At 70.7% G+C, this 24677-nt stretch carries 22 protein-coding genes and 1 riboswitch; of the genes, 15 read left to right on the top strand and 7 right to left on the bottom strand.

The features are described from left to right. Positions 1-505: 505 nt before the first annotated feature. From ACL02U_RS14930 to ACL02U_RS14940, 3 genes are read left to right on the top strand one after another with little or no spacing between them, the layout of a single operon-like run. Positions 506-952, top strand: a complete 447-nt coding sequence (locus ACL02U_RS14930) for an amino acid ABC transporter permease (protein WP_412791288.1) — start codon at positions 506-508, stop codon at positions 950-952. 7 nt (positions 953-959) lie between these two features. Continuing rightward, positions 960-2738: an alpha/beta hydrolase gene (locus ACL02U_RS14935; protein WP_412791289.1), complete on the top strand. Its 1779-nt coding sequence runs from the start codon at positions 960-962 to the stop codon at positions 2736-2738. Positions 2739-2748: 10 nt separating this feature from the next. After that, on the top strand, positions 2749-3363 hold the full coding sequence (locus ACL02U_RS14940; protein WP_412791290.1) for a hypothetical protein: 615 nt from the start codon (positions 2749-2751) through the stop codon (positions 3361-3363). Between the two features lie 431 nt (positions 3364-3794). Here the strand turns inward: ACL02U_RS14940 and nadA are convergent, their stop codons facing one another. Beyond that, the gene (nadA, locus tag ACL02U_RS14945; protein WP_412791291.1) at positions 3795-4979 is read right to left on the bottom strand and encodes a quinolinate synthase NadA; all 1185 of its coding nucleotides are present in this window, start codon (positions 4977-4979) and stop codon (positions 3795-3797) included. A 279-nt stretch (positions 4980-5258) separates the two neighbouring features. Between nadA and ACL02U_RS14950 the strand changes: the two genes are divergently transcribed. Then, positions 5259-5615 carry an iron-sulfur cluster assembly accessory protein gene (locus tag ACL02U_RS14950; protein ID WP_076089244.1) on the top strand — a complete coding sequence of 119 codons (357 nt, stop codon included), beginning with the start codon at positions 5259-5261 and terminating at the stop codon, positions 5613-5615. Positions 5616-5709: 94 nt separating this feature from the next. Here ACL02U_RS14950 and ACL02U_RS14955 read toward each other — a convergent pair whose 3' ends face one another. Then, positions 5710-7458, bottom strand: coding sequence for a hypothetical protein (locus tag ACL02U_RS14955; RefSeq protein ID WP_412791292.1), 1749 nt, complete (start codon positions 7456-7458; stop codon positions 5710-5712). A gap of 177 nt (positions 7459-7635) precedes the next feature. After that, positions 7636-7863: a hypothetical protein gene (locus ACL02U_RS14960; RefSeq protein WP_412791293.1), complete on the bottom strand. Its 228-nt coding sequence runs from the start codon at positions 7861-7863 to the stop codon at positions 7636-7638. A gap of 129 nt (positions 7864-7992) precedes the next feature. Between ACL02U_RS14960 and ACL02U_RS14965 the strand changes: the two genes are divergently transcribed. Next, on the top strand, positions 7993-8967 hold the full coding sequence (locus ACL02U_RS14965; RefSeq protein WP_412791294.1) for a carbohydrate kinase family protein: 975 nt from the start codon (positions 7993-7995) through the stop codon (positions 8965-8967). Positions 8968-9397: 430 nt separating this feature from the next. Here the strand turns inward: ACL02U_RS14965 and ACL02U_RS14970 are convergent, their stop codons facing one another. After that, complete coding sequence (locus ACL02U_RS14970; RefSeq protein WP_412791295.1) at positions 9398-10792, bottom strand: cysteine desulfurase/sulfurtransferase TusA family protein; 1395 nt, start codon at positions 10790-10792, stop codon at positions 9398-9400. A gap of 286 nt (positions 10793-11078) precedes the next feature. Here ACL02U_RS14970 and coxB point away from each other — a divergent pair, with 286 nt between their 5' ends. From coxB to ACL02U_RS14990, 4 genes are all read left to right on the top strand, one after another. Next, positions 11079-12038 carry a cytochrome c oxidase subunit II gene (gene coxB / locus ACL02U_RS14975; protein ID WP_412791296.1) on the top strand — a complete coding sequence of 320 codons (960 nt, stop codon included), beginning with the start codon at positions 11079-11081 and terminating at the stop codon, positions 12036-12038. Beyond that, positions 12035-13774: a cytochrome c oxidase subunit I gene (gene ctaD / locus ACL02U_RS14980; protein WP_412791297.1), complete on the top strand. Its 1740-nt coding sequence runs from the start codon at positions 12035-12037 to the stop codon at positions 13772-13774. The genes coxB and ctaD overlap by 4 nt, the downstream gene beginning before the upstream one ends. Next, positions 13771-14169 carry a cytochrome c oxidase subunit 4 gene (locus ACL02U_RS14985; RefSeq protein WP_412791298.1) on the top strand — a complete coding sequence of 133 codons (399 nt, stop codon included), beginning with the start codon at positions 13771-13773 and terminating at the stop codon, positions 14167-14169. Before ctaD ends, ACL02U_RS14985 begins: the two co-directional genes overlap by 4 nt. Positions 14170-14299: 130 nt before the next feature. Next, positions 14300-15562: an Ig-like domain-containing protein gene (locus tag ACL02U_RS14990; RefSeq protein ID WP_412791299.1), complete on the top strand. Its 1263-nt coding sequence runs from the start codon at positions 14300-14302 to the stop codon at positions 15560-15562. A 39-nt stretch (positions 15563-15601) separates the two neighbouring features. Here ACL02U_RS14990 and ACL02U_RS14995 read toward each other — a convergent pair whose 3' ends face one another. Beyond that, positions 15602-16003: a hypothetical protein gene (locus tag ACL02U_RS14995; RefSeq protein WP_412791300.1), complete on the bottom strand. Its 402-nt coding sequence runs from the start codon at positions 16001-16003 to the stop codon at positions 15602-15604. A 144-nt stretch (positions 16004-16147) separates the two neighbouring features. Between ACL02U_RS14995 and ACL02U_RS15000 the strand changes: the two genes are divergently transcribed. The 6 genes from ACL02U_RS15000 to ACL02U_RS15025 all read left to right on the top strand — a co-directional run bounded on the left by ACL02U_RS15000 (position 16148) and on the right by ACL02U_RS15025 (position 23539). After that, complete coding sequence (locus ACL02U_RS15000; protein WP_412791301.1) at positions 16148-16768, top strand: heme-copper oxidase subunit III; 621 nt, start codon at positions 16148-16150, stop codon at positions 16766-16768. Between the two features lie 80 nt (positions 16769-16848). Then, the gene (locus ACL02U_RS15005) at positions 16849-17661 is read left to right on the top strand and encodes a c-type cytochrome (protein ID WP_412791302.1); all 813 of its coding nucleotides are present in this window, start codon (positions 16849-16851) and stop codon (positions 17659-17661) included. After that, the gene (locus ACL02U_RS15010) at positions 17658-18716 is read left to right on the top strand and encodes a Rieske 2Fe-2S domain-containing protein (RefSeq protein WP_412791303.1); all 1059 of its coding nucleotides are present in this window, start codon (positions 17658-17660) and stop codon (positions 18714-18716) included. The genes ACL02U_RS15005 and ACL02U_RS15010 overlap by 4 nt, the downstream gene beginning before the upstream one ends. Then, complete coding sequence (locus ACL02U_RS15015; RefSeq protein WP_412791304.1) at positions 18713-20350, top strand: cytochrome b; 1638 nt, start codon at positions 18713-18715, stop codon at positions 20348-20350. The genes ACL02U_RS15010 and ACL02U_RS15015 overlap by 4 nt, the downstream gene beginning before the upstream one ends. A 123-nt stretch (positions 20351-20473) precedes the next feature. Further along, complete coding sequence (gene trpD / locus ACL02U_RS15020) at positions 20474-21538, top strand: anthranilate phosphoribosyltransferase (RefSeq protein WP_412791305.1); 1065 nt, start codon at positions 20474-20476, stop codon at positions 21536-21538. Positions 21539-21613: 75 nt separating this feature from the next. Continuing rightward, a riboswitch (SAM riboswitch) is annotated at positions 21614-21730 on the top strand. A gap of 330 nt (positions 21731-22060) precedes the next feature. Next, a complete protein-coding gene (locus ACL02U_RS15025; protein WP_412791306.1) occupies positions 22061-23539 on the top strand; it encodes an aminotransferase class V-fold PLP-dependent enzyme in 1479 nt (492 codons plus the stop codon). Between the two features lie 114 nt (positions 23540-23653). Here the strand turns inward: ACL02U_RS15025 and ACL02U_RS15030 are convergent, their stop codons facing one another. Together ACL02U_RS15030 and ACL02U_RS15035 are read right to left on the bottom strand one after the other, a co-directional pair. After that, positions 23654-23935 (bottom strand): Lrp/AsnC family transcriptional regulator, encoded by a 282-nt coding sequence (locus ACL02U_RS15030; RefSeq protein WP_412791307.1) that lies wholly within the window; start codon positions 23933-23935, stop codon positions 23654-23656. Next, the gene (locus ACL02U_RS15035) at positions 23932-24675 is read right to left on the bottom strand and encodes a rhomboid family intramembrane serine protease (protein WP_412791308.1); all 744 of its coding nucleotides are present in this window, start codon (positions 24673-24675) and stop codon (positions 23932-23934) included. The genes ACL02U_RS15030 and ACL02U_RS15035 overlap by 4 nt, the downstream gene beginning before the upstream one ends. Positions 24676-24677 lie beyond the last annotated feature (2 nt).

The following is a 24677-nucleotide window of genomic DNA, read 5'->3' on the forward strand; positions in this document are numbered from 1 at the left end:
GGAGCAGCAATGAGCGACGGCCGGGTCTCGGAGGAGACCCGGCCGTCGCTCATTGCTGCCCGCGCCGTCCGGGGTGCGGAGGGTGGTGCGCCAGGTGACGGGGCGGTGGGGTGCGGGGTTCGGTCAGGCTCTCGCACTGGTGAATAATTGGCCTCCCCGAACGGAGAGCCCTCCCGACGGGGCCGGATCTGTGCTTCGAGACGAGAAGCCGTGCCGGACAGTGCGGGGAACCACGGGGGAACAGCGGAGCCCCGTCCGACTGCCTGCCAGGCGCCGGCATCGCTCCGTCGAAGTCCAGCCCCACCTTGAGCTCTAGATCACCTTTGAAGGTGTCAGCGCAGCGGCGCGATGCGCAGCGGACATCGACACCACCCGGCTGCGGCGGCTCGTAGTGCCCTCTCAGTGTTTGAGTACCGATACTCAGGCGCTCCCGGGACTGCATCAGTAGGTTGGCGCACCACAGCACACACCACATGCCACCGCGAAGAGGGGGAGAACCACACCCATGGCGTGGGACGAGTGGGAACGGCTCAAGGCCGATGCGGCCCAGCGGATGCAGATCGACCATCTGGCCGATCCGGGGGGCGGGGGAGGCGGAGGACCGAGCGGCTCCTTCGGAGGATCGGCTCCTGACCTGGTGGCGTCAAAGGGGCCATGGTTGAAGGCTTCCGGCGTGGCCCAGGAGTTGCAGACCACCACCAAATCGGGGCTCACCGACCTCAAGACTGCGCACGAGGGCCTCAAAGGTGGCACCGGCGGCTTCGCCAGCACCGCCGCGCTGAACGAGATCCTGCCCACCTGGGAGAACCGACTGGCCTCGGTACGCGACGAGTGCGACCGCTTGCAAGGCGCGCTCACCAGGACCGGCCACGACTTCGGCGAGATCGACCCCGCCGTCGCTCGCGAGGTCAATGATGTCAAGATCGGCAGCACGCCCGACTGGGCGCGGTGAGGCGAGTATGCCCACATGGCAGCAGCTGCGTGACGCGAAGTTCATCGGATACGAGGAAGCCGCAGACGGCTGGGGCAAGGTCAGTAACCGGGCCGACGCCGCACGCATCCGGGTCGACCAGGAGATGTCGGCGCCGATCCGCACCACGCAGAAGGGTGAGGCGCAGAGCGCGGCAGAGCGGGACCTGACCCGATTGGGCCGCAACTACCAGTACCTACATGGCGAATGCGGTCTCATGCGCACCACTCTGAACGGGCTTGCCTCAGAGCTGTCCGCCGCTCAGGCGGAGTTGAGGCAGGCCCTCGATGACGCGGCCGGTCTCGGGTTCACGGTCAACGACGACGGGTCGGTCGAGTATCCGAGGAGCGCTGCGGTTCCGATGGCCCCAGGCACCGGAGTCGCTACGCCGGGCGCCCCCGTCCCATACCTGCCCGGCACGGGCGAGGGACGCGGCGACCCCAACATGGGCAAGGCCGAGGACATCGCCGAACGCATCTCGCGGGCGGTGAACAGCGCCAACGAGATCGACGACCGATACGCAAAGATCCTGCGCGAGCTGAAGGCGCCAGACGGCCTGGCTGTGACCGATGGCATGCTCTTGGACGAGGCCCACGACATGGGTGGCGTTCAGGAGACGGTCGGCACCTGCCTGAGCAGGCACAGTATTCCGCAAAGCAAGTCCCCGGCTGACAACAGGAAGTGGTGGGACGGCCTCACGCAGGAGCAGCGCGAGGAGTATCAGACGCTGTATCCGGCCGAGATCGGCGCTCTAGACGGCATACCGAGCGTGGTCCGGGACTCATCCAATCGGATCGTGCTCGACGAGGCCCGAGCCCGGGTCCAGCACAACCTCGACCAGTTGGGCCCGGAGCCAGAGAAGCAGATCGTCACCGCAGGCGGGATCATCACGAACCCGGAGTGGACGGCGTGGAACGCCATGGGCGGCAACAAGTACAAGGACCAGCTCAGGGGCATGACCGCTGTCCATGGCCGCTTGGACCAGACGGGCATGGATCACATGCCTCCGGCCTACCTGCTCGGATTCGACCTCAAGGGCAACGGACACGTGATCCTGGCCAACGGCAACCCGGACACGGCAGACAACACGGCGGTGTACGTGCCGGGTACGACGTCGAAGCTGGCGGGGGCCAAAGGTGATATCCAGCGCATGCAGGAGGTGTGGGACGTCAGCAACCAACTGTCTCCCAGTCAAACCACCTCGACCATAACGTGGATTGGGTACGACGCCCCGCAGAGCATCGCCCCCGAGGCAATGGAGAAGCATTGGGCCTATGAGGGCGCGCCTGGACTGAACGACTTCCTGGACGGTCTACAGACGGTCCAGGGGGGCCCGGATGCCAGCCACACCACCGTCATCGGCCATAGCTACGGTTCCACCACTGTGGGTGCCGCGTCGAAGGCGCCAGGACACTTCGCAGCGGACGACATCGTCGTGGCGGGCAGCCCGGGCATGCTGGTCGGCGACGCGAGCGACCTCGACGTCGGCAAGAACCACGTATGGGCCGAGGCGGCACACGACGACCCGGTCCCACTGGGCGGCAGGATCGCCCACCTCGGCGGCTACAAGTGGGGCGTCCAGACCTTCCACGGATTGCCCTACGACGCCGGTTACATCCAGACGGTGCCGTCCGACGAAGCGTTCGGCGCGCATCGCATGGCCGTCGACACAGGTGGCCACAGTGGCTACTGGGACAAAGGCTCGGCCAGTCTCTGGAACCAGGGGGCAGTAGTTACTGGACGGTACAACCAGGTGATCTACCCGTAAGGTGATGCTGATGCGCAGCCCAGTAAGGAAGCGGTACCGAGGGGTGTACATCGGTCTTGCCGCCGCCGCAGTGCTACTTTCCCTCCTCACGGCAGGATGTTCGAACACCGTGGACGACAACGGACACTCCCCCTCGACGGCGCAGTCATCCGGTTCGGAGACAGCCCCCGAGAATCCCACGTTGGACCTGGATGCGGCCCGCGACAAGGCAAAGGGCGTCTCCAGCGCAATATACGAGATGCTCGGGGTCCACAAAGGCAAGGTCACCGAGCGCGGTCCCGCCATCTCAACGTGCGAAAGGAAGGACCCCCAGCGCTTCTACATGACGCGGCATCCCTGGTCGGTCTACGGCCTCTCCGAGGACGACCTGAGGGCGGCCTTCCAACGGTTGCGGGAGGAACTGCCGAAGAGAGGCTGGGAGATCGTCGACTACGGCCCTAACAACAGCGAGGCCAAGTCGTTGTCCCTCACGGCAGATGCGAAGACGGACCGCTTCTCGGTGAACGCCGTGCTCATCGTGTCCACCCCGACCAACCCGCACGAGAAGGACCCGCTTCTCGCGATCACTGTCGTCTCCGGCTGCTGGCAAGCCCCCACGGGCACGGATCTCAACGCTCAGTACTGATCGCAGTGTGAGCTGAACTGAGATTTGCAGGCCCCGCGCGGCCGGGTGCGCCACGCCGAGGCCGACAGCGAGGGCGACGACCGACTCACTGCCCGCCGAGCGCGTTGAGCTGAAGCAACTCCGCAAGGAGAAAGTCGAGTTGAAGCGGGGGAACGAGATCCCCAAAGCCGCCTCGGTGTTCTTTTGCCCAGCAGATCGACCGTCCCCGGACGAGGTCCAGCAGGTGATCGACCACCTGCGTGAAAGGGGCCTCGGGGTCGATCCCGTCTGCCGGGTTCTGGACCTGTCGCCGTCGACGTACTGAGCCCGCAAAGAGTGGCCGAAGTCGGCCCGCCGGCTCTGCGGCCAACGGCCGGTTGGCCGGCACTGGCCGGTCTATCGCGGACGCCTCTGCCCGACCGGGCAGAGGCGTCCGCGATAGACCGCCGCGGCTACGGCAGCGCCAGCATCCGTTCCAGTGCCAGCCTGGCGAACTTCTCCGTCTCCCGGTCGACCTCGATCCGGTTGACGAGCTTGCCGTCGGCCAGCGACTCCAGGGCCCACACCAGGTGGGGGAGGTCGATGCGGTTCATGGTGGAGCAGAAGCAGACCGTCCGGTCGAGGAAGACGATCTCCTTGCCCTCGGGGGCGAAACGGTTCGCCAGGCGGCGGACCAGGTTCAGCTCCGTGCCGATGGCCCACTTGGAGCCGGCCGGAGCGGCCTGAAGGGTCCTGATGATGTACTCGGTCGAGCCGACCTGGTCCGCCGCGGCCACGACCTCGTGCCGGCACTCCGGGTGCACCAGCACGTTCACCCCGGGGATCCGGGCGCGCACGTCGTTCACCGAGTCCAGGGAGAAGCGGCCGTGCACCGAGCAGTGGCCGCGCCACAGGATCATCCTCGCGGCCCGCAACTCGTCCGCGGTCAGGCCGCCGTTCGGCTTGTGCGGGTTGTAGACGACGCAGTCGTCCAGGGACATGCCCATGTCGCGGACGGCGGTGTTGCGGCCGAGGTGCTGGTCCGGGAGGAACAGGACCTTCTCGCCCTGGTCGAAGGCCCACTCCAGGGCCCGCTGGGCGTTCGAGGAGGTGCAGATCGTGCCGCCGTGCCTGCCGGTGAAGGCCTTGATGTCCGCGGAGGAGTTCATGTACGACACCGGCACGACCTGCTCGGCGACGCCGGCCTCGGTGAGCACGTCCCAGCACTCGGCGACCTGCTCGGCCGTCGCCATGTCGGCCATCGAGCAGCCGGCGGCGAGGTCGGGCAGGACCACCTTCTGGTCGTCCGAGGTGAGGATGTCCGCCGACTCGGCCATGAAGTGCACGCCGCAGAAGACGATGTACTCGGCCTCCGGGCGGGCCGCCGCGTCCCGGGCCAGCTTGAAGGAGTCGCCCGTGACGTCCGCGAACTGGATGACCTCGTCGCGCTGGTAGTGGTGGCCGAGCACGAAGACCTTGTCGCCGAGCTTCTCCTTGGCCGCACGCGCGCGTGCCACCAGGTCGGGGTCGGACGGCGCGGGCAGGTCGCCGGGGCACTCGACACCCCGCTCGCTCCTCGGGTCGGCCTCGCGGCCGAGCAGCAGCAGGGCGAGCGGAGTCGGCTGCACGTCGAGCTCCGGGGTGTGGGCGGTGGTCACGACACGCACCCTTTCTACTTTTCGTCGAATTGACGTTATCTATCATAACCTGCTTCACGTCAGTTTGACGATCCTCATCGTGTCGATGTGACGTGAATCCCGGCGGCCCCCGGTCCGGCCCGGCGTTTCGCGACGTTTTCCGCCGCCGACCGCATGTGCGAGCATGAAGAGGGAACCGGAGGATGCGAAGGACGAGCGTCCGGGGCCCGGAATGAATCCGCGGCCCGGCCGGTTGCACCCGTCGGCAAGCAGTCTCCGTACAACCCGGGAGAGATGTAGATGTCCGTATCGGACGAGACCAGCACCGTCACCGACGGCATCATCCTGACCGACGCCGCCGCGGCCAAGGTCAAGGCCCTGCTCGACCAGGAAGGCCGTGACGACCTGGCGCTGCGCGTCGCCGTCCAGCCCGGCGGCTGCTCCGGCCTGCGCTACCAGCTCTTCTTCGACGAGCGCTCCCTCGACGGCGACGTGGAGAAGGACTTCGGCGGGGTCAAGGTCGTCACCGACCGGATGAGCGCCCCGTACCTGGGCGGTGCCACCGTCGACTTCGTCGACACCATCGAGAAGCAGGGCTTCACGATCGACAACCCGAACGCCACGGGCTCCTGCGCCTGCGGCGACTCTTTCAGCTGAGATCAGCTGAGCCGGAGGCCCGGCACACGCACGAGGGCGGACCCGTCCCAGGGACGGGTCCGCCCTCGTGCGTCCGACACGTCGCCCGCCGGGCTCAGCGCTGCAGCGTCGGAGTCAGGGGATGCATGGTCTGCGTGTCCTCCCGCGGGATCTTCGCGCCGTCCGATCCGACCACCGTCCGGCCGCCGAGCGGCTGGTCGAGCCGCACGGTCCGGTGGAACACCTTGGCGAGCAGGATGCAGACCTCGCCCGGCCGGGTCGTCGCGGTCACCTTCACCGTCACCTGCTGCGCGCTCTCCCGCGCCGTCACCGCGTAGTCGGCGCACACCCCGCCGGTGAAGGCCACGGTCAGCTCGCTGCCGGTCGCCGTGTAGCCGTCCACCGGGACGTCGCGCCGGGTCGGAGACCCGGTCGGCCGGTCGCCGGGGCCGGTCGGCCGCGGGCTCGGCGGTGCCGACGGCGTCCCGGAGGGCGCCGGCGAGGTGAGGAAGTCGGGGTCGACCGCCGGGTACGCCACGGTGAAGCCGTCCGCCGCACCCGCCTCACGCACCGTGAACAGCCACGAGGGAACCAGGGCCTGCCGCCCGTCCGCTCGCTGCGCCGCGAGCCCGAACACCGCGTCCTCGACGGTGAGCGTGTGCTCCTTCGGCGCCTTGGGCAGGGCCGTCGAGGCGCCGCAGCGCGACCCCGGCAGGTCCTTCAGCGGAACGGGGCTGGCGCAGCCGCCGACACCCGTCCGGTCGGCGGTGCCGGGCGCCGCGTTCAGCAGGTCCAGCGCCTGCCGCGCGTCGAGCACCGGATACGTGTCGCCCTTGACCGGAGCCGTCAGCCGGCCGCTGCCGCCGACCACATCGCCCTGCGCGCCGACCACCACCCCGGTGGTCCAGCCGTGCGTGGGCAGGCCGCCCACCTGCGGCTCGGCGTTCACCACCCGCCGGGCACCCCTCACCTGGCTCGCGTCCACCTTCGCCGTGTCCTGGCCGACCGCCTTCAGCACCGGTGCGGCCGCCTTCTTCGCGGCCTCGACGCTCACCGGGTCCACGGTCGCGTTCATGGGGGAGCTGCGGCAGACCGGCTTGCCCGGGGCGCAGTCGTCGGTGCCCGCCGCGTAGCGGGCGAAGGTCCACGCCCCCGGCGCCGCACGGTTCACCCGGAGCAGCGGGCCCTGGCCGTCCGCGCCCCGGCCGACCTGCCAGGTGCCCCCCGCGGCCACCGGTGAGCCGTCGATGCCGAGGGCCTTCGCCAGGCGGGCCACCTGCTCCCGGGTCACCTGGCCGTCGGCCCAGTACACGGGTGCCGAGCCGGGGCCCGCGGGGAGCGGTCCGGTGGCCCGGTAGGTCGTGCCGTACGGGTTCGGCTCGCCCGGTGCGATGCCGTTGCCGGGGGCCGTCTCCGGGGTACCGCCCGCCGGGTAGCCGTCCAGGGCGAGCGGCGGGGGAGTGCCGGTCCCGGTGGCCGTGCCCGTGCCGGCACCGCCGGGGGAGCCGGCCGGGCCGCCGGCGGCGTGCGCGGCGAGGTAGGCGCCGCCGCCGCCGACCAGCAGCACGGCCGCGGCGACCGAGGCGACGATCGCGGGTGAGCGCCGCCGGGCGGGGCGGTCGTCCGCGCCACCGGCGTCCGGCCCGCCCGGCGACCCCCCGTCCTCCGCCCGGGGCACCTCCGCCCGGTCCGCTTCGGTGTGGGGCTTCTCCGCGCAATCCGCTTCGGTGCGGGGCTCCTCCGCGTGGTCCGCCTCGGTGCGGGGCTCCGTGTCGCGGCCGCCGTCGGTCTCCCGCTGCCGCGCGGCGGCCCCGTCGCCGGCCTCCGCGGCCGCGTCGTCGTTGTCCGGTCGCTCGGTGTTCACCGCATCGCTCCTTCGACTGCGCTGCCGTCCCGACGCGACTGACCGAGCCTTGTCAAAGCGGTCCCGGTGCGGGTCGCGTCCCGCGTCCCCTCCGGGGGACGCCGATGGGACGCGCGAGAGGGGCACGCGGTTCCCCTCGGAGCGCCTGCCGTGGCACCCGAGTCGGCTCCGGGCGCGTCAGTCCCCGTAGTCCGACATGGCGTCCAGCAGCCGGGCCGACCGCACCGGCACCGTCACTCCGTGGATGAGCCCGGGGGGCACCGGCCGCGCGGCGGCCCGGTCGGGCGCGGCCCAGTGGGGGACCATCCGGGCGCAGTCGCCCCGCAGCGACTCCAGGCCGCCCTCGGGCTCGACCGGGGTGCGGACTGCTGCGCCCGCGGGGGTGAGGGGTTCGAGGTTCGTCATGGTCGCACCGTATGCACGGTCACGCCGGTGAAGAAAGACCTACTATCGGGTACTTTCGTTCACTTGGGGGCATCCCCTCGACCGGGTAGCGTGAACTGTCAATCCCCCTCCACCCAGGAGAGTCCAGCCGTGCGCATCGCAGTCACCGGCTCCATCGCCACCGACCACCTCATGACTTTCCCTGGCCGCTTCTCCGACCAGCTGGTCGCCGACCAGCTCCACACGGTCTCCCTGTCGTTCCTGGTCGACCAGCTGGACGTGCGCCGCGGCGGGGTCGGTGCGAACATCGCCTTCGGCATGGGGCAGCTCGGCACCCGGCCGGTCCTGGTCGGCGCCGCCGGCTCCGACTTCGGGGACTACCGGGCCTGGCTGGACCGGCACGGTGTGGACACCGGCTCCGTCCGCATCTCGGAGACCCTGCACACCGCCCGTTTCGTGTGCACCACGGACTCCGACCACAACCAGATCGGCTCCTTCTACACGGGTGCGATGAGCGAGGCCCGCCTGATCGAGCTGAAGACCGTGGCCGACCGGGTCGGCGGCCTGGAACTGGTCCTCATCGGAGCCGACGACCCGGAGGCCATGCTCCGCCACACCGAGGAGTGCCGCTCCCGCAACATCCCCTTCGCCGCGGACTTCTCCCAGCAGATCGCGCGGATGGACGGCGAGGAGATCCGCATCCTGCTCGACGGCGCGACGTACCTGTTCTCCAACGAGTACGAGAAGGGCCTCATCGAGACCAAGACCGGTTGGACGGACGAGGAGATCCTGTCCAAGGTCGGCCACCGGGTCACCACCCTCGGCGCGCGCGGGGTGCGCATCGAGCGCGCCGGTGAGGACCCCGTGGAGGTCGGCACCCCCGACGAGGAGCGCAAGGCCGACCCCACCGGCGTCGGCGACGCCTTCCGGGCCGGCTTCCTCTCCGGCCTGGCCTGGGGCGTCGGCCTGGAGCGGGCCGCCCAGGTCGGCTGCATGCTCGCCACGCTGGTCATCGAGACCGTGGGCACCCAGGAGTACCGGCTGCTGCGCGGGCACTTCATGGAGCGGTTCACCAAGGCGTACGGCGACGAGGCCGCCGCCGAGGTCCGCGCCCACCTGGCCTGAAGCCTCCGCCCCGCGCAACGCCGCGCGCGACCGCGACCGCGACCGCGTCCGCGTCCGGCCCCTGCGTCCACCCCGCGAGGAGCGGACGCGCGGGCCGTACGCACCCGCGGCCGCCGGGCGCGCGCGGCCGCGGCGCGGCCCCCGGGCGTGCGGTGGCCGGCACCGCCCGGCTCGCGGCACCCCGGCTCCGGCGGGCCGGGACCGGGTCGCCGAGGCGGCCGGACCCGCCTACCCGCCGGACCGGCCGACCCGGCGGACCGGCCGACCTGGTGGACCGGCCGACCTGGTGGACCGGCCGACCTGGTGGACCGGCCGACCTGGTGGACCGGCCGACCTGGTGGACCGGCCGACCTGGTGGACCGGCCGACCTGGTGGACCGGCCGATCCGGCGGACCGGCCGACCCCGCGCGGTGCCGTGGCCGGGGGCGGCTCACTGCAGGCGGCGCACCAGGTACGCCGCCGCCCCGCCCTCGCCGGCCGGCTCCTCGCCCACGTACTCCTGGCCGCGCATCGCACACCAGGCCGGGATGTCCAGCCGGGCGGCCGGGTCGTCGGCGAGGACCCGGACCGTGCCGCCCACCGGCACCTTCCCGATCACCTTCGCCAGCTCGATCACCGGAAGCGGGCACAGCCTGCCCACCGCGTCCACCGTCCGCACGTCCCCCTCGCCGGCCGCCGCGCCCGCGGGTCCCGGATCCGGCGCCCCCAGTTTCTCCCGCACCGCCGCCACCGCGCCGGGCAGCACCCGCAGGAAGCGCTCCACGTCCTCGCCGGCCGTGCCCGGCGGCAGCGAGACCCGTACGTTGCCCTCGCTGAGCACGCCCATCGCCCGCAGCACATGGCTCGGCGTCAGGGTGCTGCTGGTGCAGGACGATCCGGACGAGACGGAGAAACCGGCGCCGTCCAGCTCGTGCAGCAGCGCCTCCCCGTCGACGTAGAGGCAGGAGAAGGTGACCAGGCCGGGCAGCCGGCGCACCGGGTCCCCGACCACCTCGACGTCCGGCACCAGTCCCGGCACCCGCGACCGGATCCGCTCGGTCAGTTCCCGCAGCCGGGCGGCCTCCTGGGCGGCCTCCGCCCGCACCGCCCGCAGCGAGGCCGCCGCCGCCACGATCGCCGGAAGGTTCTCGAAGCCGGGCGCCCGCCCCGACTCCCGCTCGTCCGCCGGACCGCGGACCGCGAAGCGGACGCCCTTGCGCACGGCGAGCAGCCCCACCCCGGCCGGGCCGCCCCACTTGTGCGCGCTCGCGGTGAGCAGGGACCAGTCGCCCGCCACCGGACCCCAGCCCAGCGACTGCGCCGCGTCCACCAGCAGCGGCACCCCGCGGTGCCGGCACGCCTCGGCGACCTCCGCCACCGGCTGCTCGGTGCCCACCTCGTGGTTGGCCGACTGCAGGCAGGCCAGCGCGGTGTCCGGCCGCAGCGCCGACGTGTACACCGGTGGGGCGACCGACCCGGCGCGGTCGACCGCGATCCGGGTGACAGTTCCCCCGTCCGCCTCGTGCGCCTCGGCCGAATGGAGCACCGAGGAGTGTTCGACCGCTGACACGATCAGGTGGCGTCCGACGCGCCGCCGCCCGGCCAGCGCCCCGGCGATCCCGGTGTGCACGGCGCTCGTACCCGACGAGGTGAACGCCAGTTCGTCGGTGCGGCACCCCACCGCCTCCGCCGCCGCCTCCCGTGCCGCGTCCAGCAGGAGTCGGGCCCGCCTGCCCTCCCGGTACAGCCGCCCGGGGTCGGCCCAGCCCTCGTCCAGGGCGGCCACCAGCGCCTGACGGGCGACGGGATGCAGGGGAGCGGACGACGCGGCGTCGAAGTAGGCCATGGCGCAACGGTAGAACGCCGCGGGGCCGCACGGTTCCGGCCGGTTCCGGACCTGCGCGCTCCGCACCTCCGGACGGGATCCGGGCACCCCCGGCACCCCGTACCCACCCGTCGGCATGACCCGCGGCGCGTTGTCCCACCCCTCCCCGCGCGACCCCAAAACGCGTCGGCTAGGGTTTGGTCCGCATAAACATCCAAACCCCTGCCCGACGCAGGGCGGCGACCGACCAGCGAGAAGGCCAGGCCGCAGCCATACCGCGCGGGCGAGACTCTCGGGAAGGCGCTACGTGAGTCCCAACGGCTCCGACCGCTCGCCGCGGCGCCCGATGCGGCGGAAGCTGCTGCAGGCACTGACCGCGGGCCTGGTCCTGGCGACCGCGACCGGTTGCACATACAAGGACTTCCCCCGCCTTGGTATGCCCACCCCCACCACGGAGGAGGCTCCCCGGATCCTCTCCCTGTGGCAGGGCTCCTGGGCCGCCGCGCTCGCCGTCGGCGTGCTGGTGTGGGGTCTGATCCTGTGGAGTGCGATGTTCCACCGGCGCAGCCGCACCAAGGTGGAAGTCCCTCCGCAGACCCGTTACAACCTCCCCATCGAGGCCCTGTACACGGTCGTTCCGATCCTCATCGTCTCGGTGCTGTTCTACTTCACCGCCCGGGACGAGTCGAAGCTGCTCGAACTGAAGAAGAACCCCGACGTCACCGTCAACGTCGTCGCCTTCCAGTGGAGCTGGTGCTTCAACTACGTCGAGAAGGTCGAGGGTTCCACCGGCGACGCCAAGACCGCCCCGGAACTGAACGCGATCCCGGACCGGTTCCGCAAGGACTTCCCGGCCGACGCCGGCGGCGTCTACACCTGCGGCACCCCCAGTACGAAGAACCCGGAGACCGGCAACCCCGGCCCGACGCTGTGGCTGCCCAAGGGCGAGCGGGTGCGCTTCGTCCTGACCTCCCGCGACGTCATCCACTCCTTCTGGGTGCTGCCGTTCCTGATGAAGCAGGACGTCATCCCGGGCCACGCCAACGCCTTCGAGGTGACCCCCGACCACGAGGGCACCTTCCGCGGCAAGTGCGCCGAGCTCTGCGGCGTCGACCACTCCCGGATGCTGTTCAACGTGAAGGTCGTCTCCCCCGAGCGTTACCAGCAGCACCTCAAGGACCTCGCGAAGAAGGGGCAGACCGGTTACGTTCCCGCCGGCATCGCGCAGACGAGCCACGAGAAGAACCGGGAGACGAACAACCTGTGAGCATCGTCAACGAACCACAAGAACCCTCGGCGGCCGAAAAGCCGTACTACGAGGACGAGCTGCCGGTCCGGCGCAAGCAGCCGGGCAACGTCGTGGTCAAGTGGCTCACCACCACCGACCACAAGACCATCGGAACGCTCTACCTGGCGACCTCGTTCGCGTTCTTCTGCATCGGCGGTGTGCTGGCGCTGTTCATGCGCGCCGAACTGGCCCGCCCCGGACTGCAGATCATGTCGAACGAGCAGTTCAACCAGGCGTTCACGATGCACGGCACGATCATGCTGCTGATGTTCGCGACGCCGCTGTTCGCCGGCTTCACGAACTGGATCATGCCGCTGCAGATCGGCGCGCCCGACGTCGCGTTCCCGCGGCTGAACATGTTCGCCTACTGGCTGTACCTGTTCGGCTCGCTGATCGCGGTCGGCGGTTTCCTCACCCCGGACGGCGCCGCCGACTTCGGCTGGTTCGCCTACTCGCCGCTGTCCGACGTGGTGCACTCGCCGGGCATCGGCGGTGACATGTGGATCATGGGCCTGGCCTTCTCCGGCTTCGGCACCATCCTCGGCTCGGTCAACTTCATCACCACGATCATCTGCATGCGCGCCCCCGGCATGACCATGTTCCGCATGCCGATCTTCGTGTGGAACGTGCTGCTGACCGCGGTCCTGGTCCTGCTGGCCTTCCCGGTCCTGGCGGCCGCGCTGTTCGCCCTGGAGGCGGACCGCAAGTTCGGCGCGCACGTCTTCGACCCGGCGAACGGCGGCGCACTGCTCTGGCAGCACCTCTTCTGGTTCTTCGGCCATCCAGAGGTGTACATCATCGCCCTGCCGTTCTTCGGCATCATCTCGGAGATCATCCCGGTCTTCAGCCGCAAGCCGATGTTCGGCTACATGGGCCTGATCGCGGCGACCATCGCGATCTCCGGTCTGTCCGTGACCGTGTGGGCGCACCACATGTACGTCACCGGCGGTGTGCTCCTGCCGTTCTTCTCCTTCATGACGTTCCTCATCGCCGTCCCGACCGGCGTGAAGTTCTTCAACTGGATCGGCACCATGTGGAAGGGGTCGCTGAGTTTCGAGACCCCGATGCTGTGGTCGACCGGCTTCCTGATCACCTTCATCTTCGGTGGTCTGACCGGCGTCATCCTGGCGGCCCCGCCGCTGGACTTCCACGTCTCCGACTCGTACTTCGTGGTGGCCCACTTCCACTACGTGGTCTTCGGCACCGTCGTCTTCGCGATGTTCGCCGGCTTCCACTTCTGGTGGCCGAAGTGGACCGGCAAGATGCTCGACGAGCGCCTCGGCAAGATCACCTTCTGGACGCTGTTCACCGGCTTCCACGGCACCTTCCTGGTGCAGCACTGGCTGGGCGCCGAGGGCATGCCGCGCCGGTACGCCGACTACCTGGCGGCCGACGGGTTCACCGCCCTGAACACGGTCTCGACGATCTTCTCGTTCGTGCTCGGCGCGTCGATACTGCCGTTCCTCTACAACGTCTGGAAGACCTCCAAGTACGGCAAGCAGGTCGGCGTCGACGACCCGTGGGGCTACGGCCGCTCCCTGGAGTGGGCGACCTCCTGCCCGCCGCCGCGGCACAACTTCCTCACCCTGCCGCGGATCCGCAGCGAATCCCCGGCGTTCGACCTGCACCACCCGGAGATCAACGAGCTGGAGCAGCTCGCGCTCGCCGGCCACGGTGACAAGGCCATCGCGGGCAGCAAGGAGGCCGGCAAGTGAAGATCCAGGGCAGGATGTTCATCTGGCTGAGCGTCTTCCTCCTCCTCGTGGCGGTCGTCTACGGCGTCTGGTCCAAGGAACCGGCCGGCACCACCGCCCTGTTCCTCGCCTTCGGCCTGTCCATCATGGTCGGCTTCTACCTGGGCTTCACGGCCAAGCGGGTCGACACCGGCGCCCAGGACAACAAGGAGGCCGACGTCGCGGACGACGCGGGCGAGCTGGGCTTCTTCAGCCCGCACAGCTGGCAGCCGCTCGCGCTGGGGACCGGCGGCGCCATCGCCTTCCTCAGCATCGCGGTCGGCTGGTGGCTGATCTACTTCGCCGCCCCGATCATCGTGGTCGGCCTGTGGGGATGGGTGTTCGAGTACTACCGCGGTGAGAACCGCACCCAGTAGCACGCCCCGCGCACCGATGAGCCCGGACGCTCCGTCAGGAGGGTCCGGGCTCACGCGTTTGCCGCAATCCGGTTAACCCGTCCGTGTCACCCGGCGCGCCGCGGTGGACGAAGCTTCCTAGCGTGAAGCCATGAGCATCCACCCCCGTCCTCGCCTCGTCGTCGGCTGCACGCTGCTGGTGACCGCCCTCTGCGCGGGCGCCACGGCCTGCAGTTCGGACGGCGACCCGCTCTCCTCCCGCCCGTACGACGCGGCGGACCAGATCGCCTTCAACGGCCCCTCGGGCGACGGCAAGAAGGTCGACCCCGACAAACCCCTGGTGGTCACCGCCCAGCACGGTGACGGCCGGATCACGGACGTCACCGCCAGGGACGCCGCAGGGCGCTACGTGGCGGGCGAACTCTCCGCCGACGGCACCCGATGGCACAGCACCGTGCCGCTGGCCGCAGGAGCCCACTACACGCTGCGGGTGAGCACCGAGGACGGGGACGGCGCCCCCGGCCGCAAGGTCCTCACCTTCGACACCGGCAGCCCCACCGCCAAGAAGACACTCACCGTCGCCTTCGGCCCCGAGGCCGGCGCCTACGGGGTGGGCCAGCCGGTCACCGCCGAACTGAGCGCGCCGATCAAGGACCCGGCCCAGCGCGCCGTCGTCGAGGGCGCGCTGAAGGTCGACTCCAGCCCCGCCGTCGCCGGCTCCTGGTACTGGGTGAACGACAAGGAACTCCACTACCGCCCGCAGGAGTACTGGCCGGCCCACGCCACCATCCGCGTGCACAGCGCCCTGGACGGCATACGCATCGGCGACCGCCTGCGGGGCGGCAGCTCCAAGCCCCTCCAGCTCACCACCGGCGACCGGCTCGTCGCCGTCACGGACGCCGCCGAGCACTCGCTCACGGTGTACAAGAACGGAGAGGAGGTCAAGAGCGTCCCGGTCACCACCGGCAAGCCCGGCTTCGACACCCGCAACGGCATCAAGGTCGTCCTGGGCAAGCAGAGCCTGGTCCGGATGCGCAGCACCAGCATCGGCATAGCCGCGGGCTCCTCGGAGTCCTACGACCTGCCCGTCCACTGGGCCACCCGGGTCACCTGGAGCGGCGAGTACGTCCACGCGGCGCCCTGGTCGGTCGGCTCCCAGGGCTACGCCAACGTCAGCCACGGCTGCACCGGCATGAGCACCGCCAACGCCGAGTGGTTCTTCGACACCTTCCGCAAGGGCGACATCGTCAAGGTCGTCAACAGCGACGGCGACACGATGGAACCCTTCGGCAACGGCTTCGGCGACTGGAACCTGAGCTGGGCGAAGTGGCGCCAGGGCAGTGCGCTGGTCGCCGCGCAGCAGCAGGGCTCCGACACCCGGGCCCGGGCGAGACTGCGGCCCGCGGCGCTCTGAGCCGCCCCACGGCGGACCGTGCCGTCGACGCGGGATGTCTCAGGCGCTCGCCAGCCGCGGCCGGCGCAGCAGACCCGCCAGGGCACCCGCGAACTCCACCGGCTCCACCGGCAGCGTCACCGCCGCGTCCGCCCGGCTCCACGTCGCCAGCCAGGCGTCCTGCGGCCGCCCGATGAGCAGCAGCACCGGCGGGCAGTGGAACACCTCGTCCTTGATCTGCCTGCAGACGCCCATACCGCCCATGGGCACGGCCTCGCCGTCCAGCACGCAGACGTCGATACCGCCCCTGTCCAGCTCCCGCAGCACCGCGGCGGGCGTCGCGCACTCCAGGAACTCCACCAGCGGAGCGTCCGGGGACGGCCGCCGACCGCAGGCCAACCGCACCTGCTCCCGGGTGTTGGAGTCGTCGCTGTAGACCAGCACCGTGGCGGTCGGCTGCATTGTTCCTCCGTGACGTCAGCGTCGTAAGGACAGGCCCGTTGAGCGGATGCTACTCCCACGAACACCACGTCAGCACCAGTACGGACGGCAGAGACACTCCGAACGGCACCCCCCGGAGTGAGGGCGGGATAAGCGACCGACATAATGTCGGTCGTGGCGACAGCAACGACAGTAGATACCGGGCACGCGCACCCGTCGGTCAACCGGCCGAACCTCACCAGCGTCGGAACCATCATCTGGCTGAGTTCCGAGCTGATGTTCTTCGCGGCCCTCTTCGCGATGTACTTCACCCTGCGATCGGTGACGGGTCCCGATCACTGGAAAGAGATGGCGGACGCGCTGAACGTCCCCTTCTCCTCCGTGAACACCACGATCCTGGTGCTCTCCTCGCTCACCTGCCAGCTCGGCGTGTTCGCAGCCGAGCGCGGGGACGTGAAGAAGCTCCGGGGCTGGTTCATCGTCACCTTCATCATGGGTGCGATCTTCATCGGTGGTCAGGTCTTCGAGTACACCGAGCTGGTCAGGAACGACGGCATCTCGCTGTCCTCCGACCCCTACGGCTCGGTCTTCTACCTGACCACCGGCTTCCACGGCCTCCACGTGACGGGCGGACTCATCGCCTTCCTGCTGGTCCTCGGGCGCACCTACGCGGCCAAGAGGTTCACTCATGAGCAGGCCACCGCCGCCATCGTCGTGTCCTACTACTGGCACTTCGTCGATGTCGTCTGGATCGGCCTCTTCGCCACGATCTACCTGATCCAGTAGCCGGGCCCGATCCCCCGCGCGTTCCGAGAAACGCACCACCAGAAGCATCGACGCAGAAGATCCTGACACCGGGGTAATCCGTGAAAAAGCTCTCCGCACGACGACGCCATCCGCTGGCGGCGGTCGTCGTCCTACTCCTCGCGCTGGCGGCCACGGGGGGGCTGTACGCCGCGTTCGCACCCGCGACCAAGGCACAGGCCGACGAAACCGCCCAGTCCCTCGCCATCGAAGAGGGCCAGAAGCTGTACTCCGTGGGCTGCGCCAGCTGCCACGGCACCGGCGGTCAGGGCAGCTCCGACGGTCCTAGCCTGATCGGCGTCGGTGCCGCGGCCGTCGACTTCCAGGTCGGCACCGGCCGGATGCCCGCCGCGACGTCCGCGGGCGCGCAGGTCCCGAAGAAGCGGGTCCAGTACTCGCAGGCCGAGATCGACCAGCTCGCGGCGTACATCGCCTCGCTGGGCGCCGGCCCGGCCGTGCCCACCAAGCAGCAGTACTCGCCCGAGGGCGCCGACATCGCCAAGGGCGGCGAACTGTTCCGCACCAACTGCGCCCAGTGCCACAACTTCACCGGCAAGGGCGGTGCGCTGACCCACGGCAAGTACGCACCGACGCTGGAGAACGTGGCACCCAAGCACATCTACGAGGCCATGCTCACCGGCCCGCAGAGCATGCCGTCGTTCCCCGACACGACGATGTCGGAGCAGAACAAGAAGGACATCATCGCGTACCTGAACGCGGTCGACAGCAGCGAGACGGTGAACCCCGGCGGTCTGGAACTGGGCGGCCTCGGGCCGGTCAGCGAGGGCCTGTTCGCGTGGATCTTCGGCCTCGGTGCGCTGATCGCGGTCGCCGTCTGGGTCGCCGCTCGGACCGCAAAGGCCAAGAAGTCATGAGTAGCCAAGACATTCCAGAAGAGAACCTGCCCGCCGAGGCGGAGCACGCGCACGGCGCGGTCGACGTGGCGGACGAGAAGAACCCGTTCGCCGACCCGGGCCTGCCGCCCCACGAGAGCCGGATCCAGGACATCGACGAGCGGGCCGCCAAGCGGTCCGAGCGCACGGTCGCCCTGCTGTTCACGGTGTCGATGCTGGCCACCGTCGGCTTCATCGCCTCGTACGTGTCGATCCCGCACGACAAGTCGGTCTTCATCTTCCCGTTCGGGCACGTCAGCGCGCTCAACTTCGCCCTGGGCCTGACCCTCGGCGCGGCGCTGTTCTGCATCGGCGCGGGCGCCGTCCACTGGGCCCGCACGCTGATGTCCGACGCGGAGGTCGCCGACGAGCGCCACCCGATCGAGGCCGCCCCGGAGGTCCGCGCGAAGGTGCACGCGGACTTCGCGGAGGGCGCCAAGGAGTCCGCGCTCGGCCGGCGGAAGCTGATCCGCAACACGATGTTCGGCGCGCTGACCCTGGTGCCGCTCTCCGGCGTCATGCTGCTGCGCGACCTCGGCCCGCTGCCCCACGACAAGCTGCGCCACACCCTGTGGTCCAAGGGCAAGCTGCTCGTCAACATGAACACCAACGAGCCGCTGCGCCCGTCCGACGTGGCGGTCGGCTCGCTGACCTTCGCCAAGCCCGAGGGCCTGGAGGAGACCGACGAGGACTTCCAGACCCAGATCGCCAAGGCGGCCCTGATGATCATCCGGCTGCAGCCGGAGGACATCAAGGACAAGCGCGAGCTGGAGTGGTCGCACGAGGGCGTCGTGGCGTACTCCAAGATCTGCACGCACGTCGGTTGCCCGATCTCGCTGTACGAGCAGCAGACGCACCACGTGCTGTGCCCCTGCCACCAGTCCACCTTCGACCTCTCCGACGGTGCCCGCGTGATCTTCGGTCCCGCCGGTCACGCCCTGCCGCAGCTGCGCATCGGCGTGAACGACCAGGGCTACCTCGAGGCGCTCGGCGACTTCGAAGAGCCTGTCGGTCCTGCATTCTGGGAGCGCGGATGAGCACTACGACAACCCCCGAGTCCCGCTCGCGCGGGAAGGCACCGGCCGGCGAGCGCGTCGCCGACTGGGCCGACGGCCGCCTGGGGATCTACTCCCTGGCCAAGGCCAACATGCGCAAGATCTTCCCCGACCACTGGTCGTTCATGTTGGGTGAAGTCTGCCTGTACAGCTTCATCATCATCATCCTGACGGGTGTCTATCTGACGCTGTTCTTCCACCCGTCGATGAACGAGGTGGAGTACCACGGCAGCTATGTCCCGCTCCAGGGGCAGCTGATGTCCGAGGCCTTCAGCTCGACCCTGCACATCTCCTTCGACGTGCGCGGTGGCCTGCTCATCCGGCAGATCCACCACTGGGCCGCGCTGATCTTCCTCGCGGGCATGTTCGTGCACATGATGCGCGTGTTCTTCACCGGCGCGTTCCGCAAGCCGCGCGAGGTCAACTGGCTGTTCGGCTTCCTGCTGTTCGTCCTGGGCATGTTCACCGGCTTCACCGGCTACTCGCTCCCCGACGACCTGCTGTCCGGCACCGGCGTCCGCTTCATGGAGGGCGCGATCCTGTCCGTGCCGATCGTCGGCACGTACCTGTCGTTCTTCCTGTTCGGCGGCCAGTTCCCGGGCGGCGACTTCGTGGCCCGGTTCTACTCGATCCACATCCTGCTGCTGCCGGGCATCATGCTCGGCCTGGTGGTCGGCCACCTGATCCTGGTCTTCTACCACAAGCACACGCAGTTCGCGGGCCCCGGCAAGTCGAACAAGAACGTCGTCGGCATGCCGCTGCTGCCCGTGTACATGGCGAAGGCGGGCGGCTTCTTCTTCCTGGTCTTCGGCGTCATCGCGGTCATCTCCGCGGTCGCCCAGATCAACCCGATCTGGGCGATGGGCCCCTACCGGCCGGACCAGGTGTCCACCGGCGCCCAGCCCGACTGGTACATGGGCTTCTCCGAGGGCCTGATCCGGTTCATGCCGGGCTGGGAGGTCAACTTCTGGGGCCACACGCTCGTCCTGGGCGTGTTCATCCCGCTGGTGATCTTCCCGCTGGTCCTGGTGGCGATCGCGGTCTACCCGTTCATCGAGGCCTGGGTCACCGGCGACAAGCGCGAGCACCACATCCTGGACCGCCCGCGCAACGCTCCGACCCGTACCGGTCTCGGCGTCGCCTGGATGACCGTCTACCTGACCCTGCTGGTCGGCGGCGGCAACGACCTGTGGGCCACCCACTTCCACCTGTCGATCAACGCGGTGACCTGGTTCGTCCGGATCTTCTTCTTCGTCGGTCCGGTGCTGGCCTTCCTCGCCACCAAGCGGATCTGCCTCGGCCTGCAGCGCCGGGACCGCGAGAAGGTGCTGCACGGTCGCGAGACCGGCACCATCAAGCGGCTGCCGCACGGTGAGTTCATCGAGGTGCACGAGCAGCTCAGCCAGGAGCAGCTGTACACACTCACCGCGCACGAGCAGTACCAGCCGACGGAGATCGGCCCGACGGTCGACGAGAACGGCGTCGAGCGCAAGGTGAAGGGCTCCGAGAAGCTGCGCGCCAAGGTCACCGCCGCGTACTTCGGGGAGGACTCCCAGGTCACCAAGCCCACTGTCGAGGAATACAGGGAGATCACGAGCGGCCACGGCCACCACTGATCGCCCCGGCGTCGCCACGCCACGAGTGAGGGACCCCGTCCGGTCTGCGGACGGGGTCCTTCGCCGTGTCCGGGGCTGGATAGGCTGGGGGCCCCGGCCTTCTACGACGACCAGGAGCGGCTGATGAGCGCTGTGACCCCCGCTGGAGGCGACACCGCGGCGGGCCGTTCCTGGCCCGCCGTGCTGAACGGCCTGCTCGACGGACGTGATCTGAGCGCGGACGAGACGGCCTGGGCGATGGACCGGATGATGCGCGGCGAGGCCACCGACGCGCAGATCGCCGGCTTCGCGGTCGCCCTGCGCGCCAAGGGCGAGACCGTCGAGGAGATCTCCGGCTGCGTGCGCACGATGTACGAGCACGCCAACGTGATCGAGGTGCCGGGCCGCACCGTCGACATCGTCGGCACCGGCGGCGACGGCGCCAAGACGGTCAACGTCTCCACCATGTCCGCGATCGTGGTCGCCGGCACCGGGGCGAAGGTCGTCAAGCACGGCAACCGGGCCGCCTCCTCCGCCTCCGGCGCCTCCGACGTCCTGGAGAAGCTCGGAGTCAACCTGGAGCTGACGCCGCAGCGGGTGGCCGAGGTCGCCGAGGAGGCCGGCATCACCTTCTGCTTCGCGGTGAAGTTCCACCCCGCGCTCCGGCACGTCGGTGCCGCCCGCGGGCAGCTGGGCATCCGCACCGTCTTCAACTTCCTCGGCCCGCTGACGAACCCGGCGAAGGTGAGGGCGCAGGCGGTCGGCGTCGCGGACCCGCGCATGGCGCCCATCGTGGCCGGTGTCTTCGCCGGGCGCGGCCACTCCTCGCTCGTCTTCCGCGGCGACGACGGACTGGACGAGCTGACCACCACCGCCACCTCCCGGGTCTGGGTGGTGCGGGACGGCAAGGTCGAGGAGGAGGCGTTCGACCCGCGGGACGTCGGCATCGACCTCGTCCCGATCGAGGCGCTGCGCGGTGCCGACGCCTCCTACAACGCCGAGGTGGCCCGCCGTCTGCTGGACGGGGAGCGGGGCCCGGTGCGGGACGCGGTGCTGCTGAACTCGGCGGCCGCCCTGGTCGCTCTGGAGCCCACCGGGGCGCCCCTGGCGGAGCAGCTCCGCGCAGGTATGGAGCGCGCGGCGGAGTCCGTCGACTCGGGGGCGGCGAAGCGGGCGCTGGAGCGCTGGGTGGCCGTCAGCAACGCCTGACACCGCTCGGTCGGCGGTCCCGCGATCCGGACACGGCTTGCGGGGCCGCGATCTCTTCGCGTACGTTCCTCGGCAGGTCATGAGCGACAGCCACTCGGCCCCGGCCGGCTGTCCGGCAACCCTCCGTCCGTGGCGGGGTGCCCCGGGTGAGGACCAGGCCGCAGTCAGCGAGGTCTGCGGCAAGCGCGGACCCCTCGCGTCACCAGGGGTCCTGGTCGTCGAGGAGCCTTCCATGAGCAAGCGAATGCGCTAGGGGACGTTTCGAGAGCCCCGCACCGCACCCGCGGCGCCCCACCGCGCTCCCCACCGCCCCGAGGGCGTGGGAGGCGCCCCCGCTCCCCGCATCCGCCGAAAGCCCGAGTCCATCGCCTACGAGGGCTGTCGTCCGGCACGCCGAGAGCGCGCACCGGACACCGCGGGCACCGCACCGGACTCTCGAAACTCCCCCCAGCCGGCCCTTCCCCGCCTCGCGCGCCGCTCCGTGCCCGCGAGGCCCCTCCGCCTGCCTCACGGGAGCCCGCCATGTCCTTCCCCGCCCTCGCCGCCACCCGCACCGCCTCCGCCGCCACCGCACGGACCGCCGCCACCCCCTCCCTCGCCCCCGCCCCCGCCGCCCCGACCGTCGGTGCGCCGCTGCCCGTCCTCGGCCGCGATGTCCGCGTCCCGCTCGCCGCTGGCGGGGAAGCCGGGTACGCCGCCCTGGACTACGCCGCCAGTGCCCCGGCGCTGCAGCGGGTCTGGGACGACGTGGCGGCCTACGCGCCGTACTACGCCAGCGTCCACCGCGGAGCCGGCCGCCTCTCCCGGCTGTCCACCGACCTGTTCGAGAACGCCCGGCGCACGGTCGCCGGCTTCCTCGACTGCCGGGACACCGACCAGGTGGTCTTCACCCGCTCCACCACCGACTCCCTCAACCTGCTGGCGGCCGCGCTGCCGGCCGACTGCCGGGTCCTCGTCTTCGAGTCCGAACACCATGCCGCGCTGCTGCCCTGGCGGCACGCGCGGGTCACCGTCCTCGACGCCCCGCGCGGCCCGCGGCAGGCCGTGCGGACCCTGGAGCGGGCCCTGGCCGAGGACGGGCGGCCCGGTCCGGTCCTGGTGTGCGTCACCGGCGCCTCCAACGTCACCGGCGAGCTGTGGCCGGTACGGGAACTCGCCGCGGCCGCGCACGCGCACGGCGCCCGCATCGTCCTGGACGCCGCGCAGCTCGCCCCGCACCACCCGGTGTCCGTCCGCGATCTCGACGTGGACTGGGTCGCCTTCTCCGGGCACAAGCTGTACGCCCCGTTCGGCGCGGGTGTCCTGGCCGGACGCACCGACTGGCTGGACGCGGCCGAGCCCTACCTCGCGGGCGGCGGCGCCAGCCGGAGCGTCGTCCGGCGCGCGGACGGCGCGGTGCACGTGGAGTGGCGGGACGGCGCCGCCCGGCACGAGGCCGGCTCCCCGAACGTCATCGGCGCGCACGCCGTCGCCTCCGCCTGCCGCGCGCTCACCGCGGCCGGCTGGGACGCCCTGGTGGCCCGTGAGCAGTACCTGATCGGGAGGGTGCGGGAAGGGCTGGCCGGGGTGGAGCAGGTGCGGCTGCTGTCGCAGTTCGGCGCCGACGCCCCGCGCGTCGGGGTCCTGTCCTTCGTCGTCGCCGGCTGGGACGGTTCGGAGCTGGCCGCCGCGCTCTCCGACGAGTACGGCATCGGCGTCCGCGACGGACTGTTCTGCGCCCACCCGCTGGTCCGCCTCCTGCTGGGCGGCGGTTCCGGCGTCCCGGGGGAGTGCGGGGCCGAGAGTCCGGCCGGCTCCCTCAACGCGGTCCGGGTGAGCTTCGGCGCGGGCACGCCCGACGAGCACCTGGAGCGGTTCGTGCGCGCCGTGCGGGAGCTGGCCCGCCGCGGTCCGGCGGCCGCCCGGCCCGTCCCGGGGAACCGGCCCGCTCCGGGGAACCGGCCCGCTCCGGGGAACCGGCCCGCCCCGGCCGACCGGCCCGCCGCGGCCGACCGGCCGTAGAGCGTCCCCGCCCGCCTGCCGCTCCGGCCCGGAGCGGTCCCGCCGGCGCGCCGGTTCCGGCCGCCCCGGGCGGGCGGAACGCGGACGCCCGGAACGCGGACGGGCCGGTGTGCGTCAGGAGTCCAGCCCGATGGCGAAGGCCGCCTCCAGATCGTGCTGGGAGTAGGTGCGGAAGGCCACGTGGGTGTCGGTGCCCTCGACGCCGGGGATCTTGCTGATCCGCCCGGGGATGACCTCGGAGAGGTCCTCGTGCTGCCGGACCCGGACCATGGCGATCAGGTCGTAGGTGCCGGTCACCGAGAACACCTCGCTGACGCTGTCCAGCGCGGCGATCTGCTCGGCGATCTCCGGAATCCGGTCCACGCTGGTCTTGATGAGGACGATCGCGGTGATCACGTCTGGTTCTCTCCCTCGGGGGCCGGAGCAGGGGCGGGCCTCACTCTAGTAGGACGGCGGAACCGCGCCCACGCGTAGCCGAGGCCCAGGCCGAAGCCGACCAGGTGGGCCAGGTAGGCCACACCGGGTCCCTGGGGGGCCCGGCCGGCGGCCAGCCACTGCAGGACCGCCCAGAACGGCAGCACGACCCAGGCCGGGAAGCGCAGCGGCAGGAAGAACAGGAACGGCAGGAGACTGGTCACCCGGGCGTGGGGAAACAGGTAGAGGAACGCGCCGAGGACCGCGGAGATCGCCCCGGACGCCCCGACCAGCGACTGCTCGGATCCCGCGTTGGCGGCGGCGAAGCCCAGCAGGGCCAGGTAGCCGCAGCCGACGTAGAACAGGGTGAACCGGACGCGGCCCATCCGTTCCTCGGCCATCGCGCCGAAGACGTAGAGGAAGAGCATGTTGCCCAGCAGGTGCACCCAGCTTCCGTGGACGAACAGCGCCGTCGCCGGGGTGAGCGCCGCCCCGGCGGAGCCCTGGAACAGTTCGGCCGGGACCACGCCCCAGTGCCGGAAGTAGGCGCGCTGCGCGGTGAGCAGCGCGTCGCCGGTGCCGTAGGCCGGGTTCAGGCCCGAGGCCGGGCCCACCAGGAAGACCAGGCAGCACGCGGCGATCAGCCCGTACGTCACCGGCGCCGACGGCCGCCACCTCGCTCCGGCCGTTCCGCCCGCCCTCGTGATCCAGTCGCCGATCATGG

It is taken from the genome of Streptomyces sp. MS06 (genome assembly GCF_047200655.1).
In the GTDB taxonomy this organism is placed as follows: Bacteria; Actinomycetota; Actinomycetes; order Streptomycetales; family Streptomycetaceae; genus Streptomyces.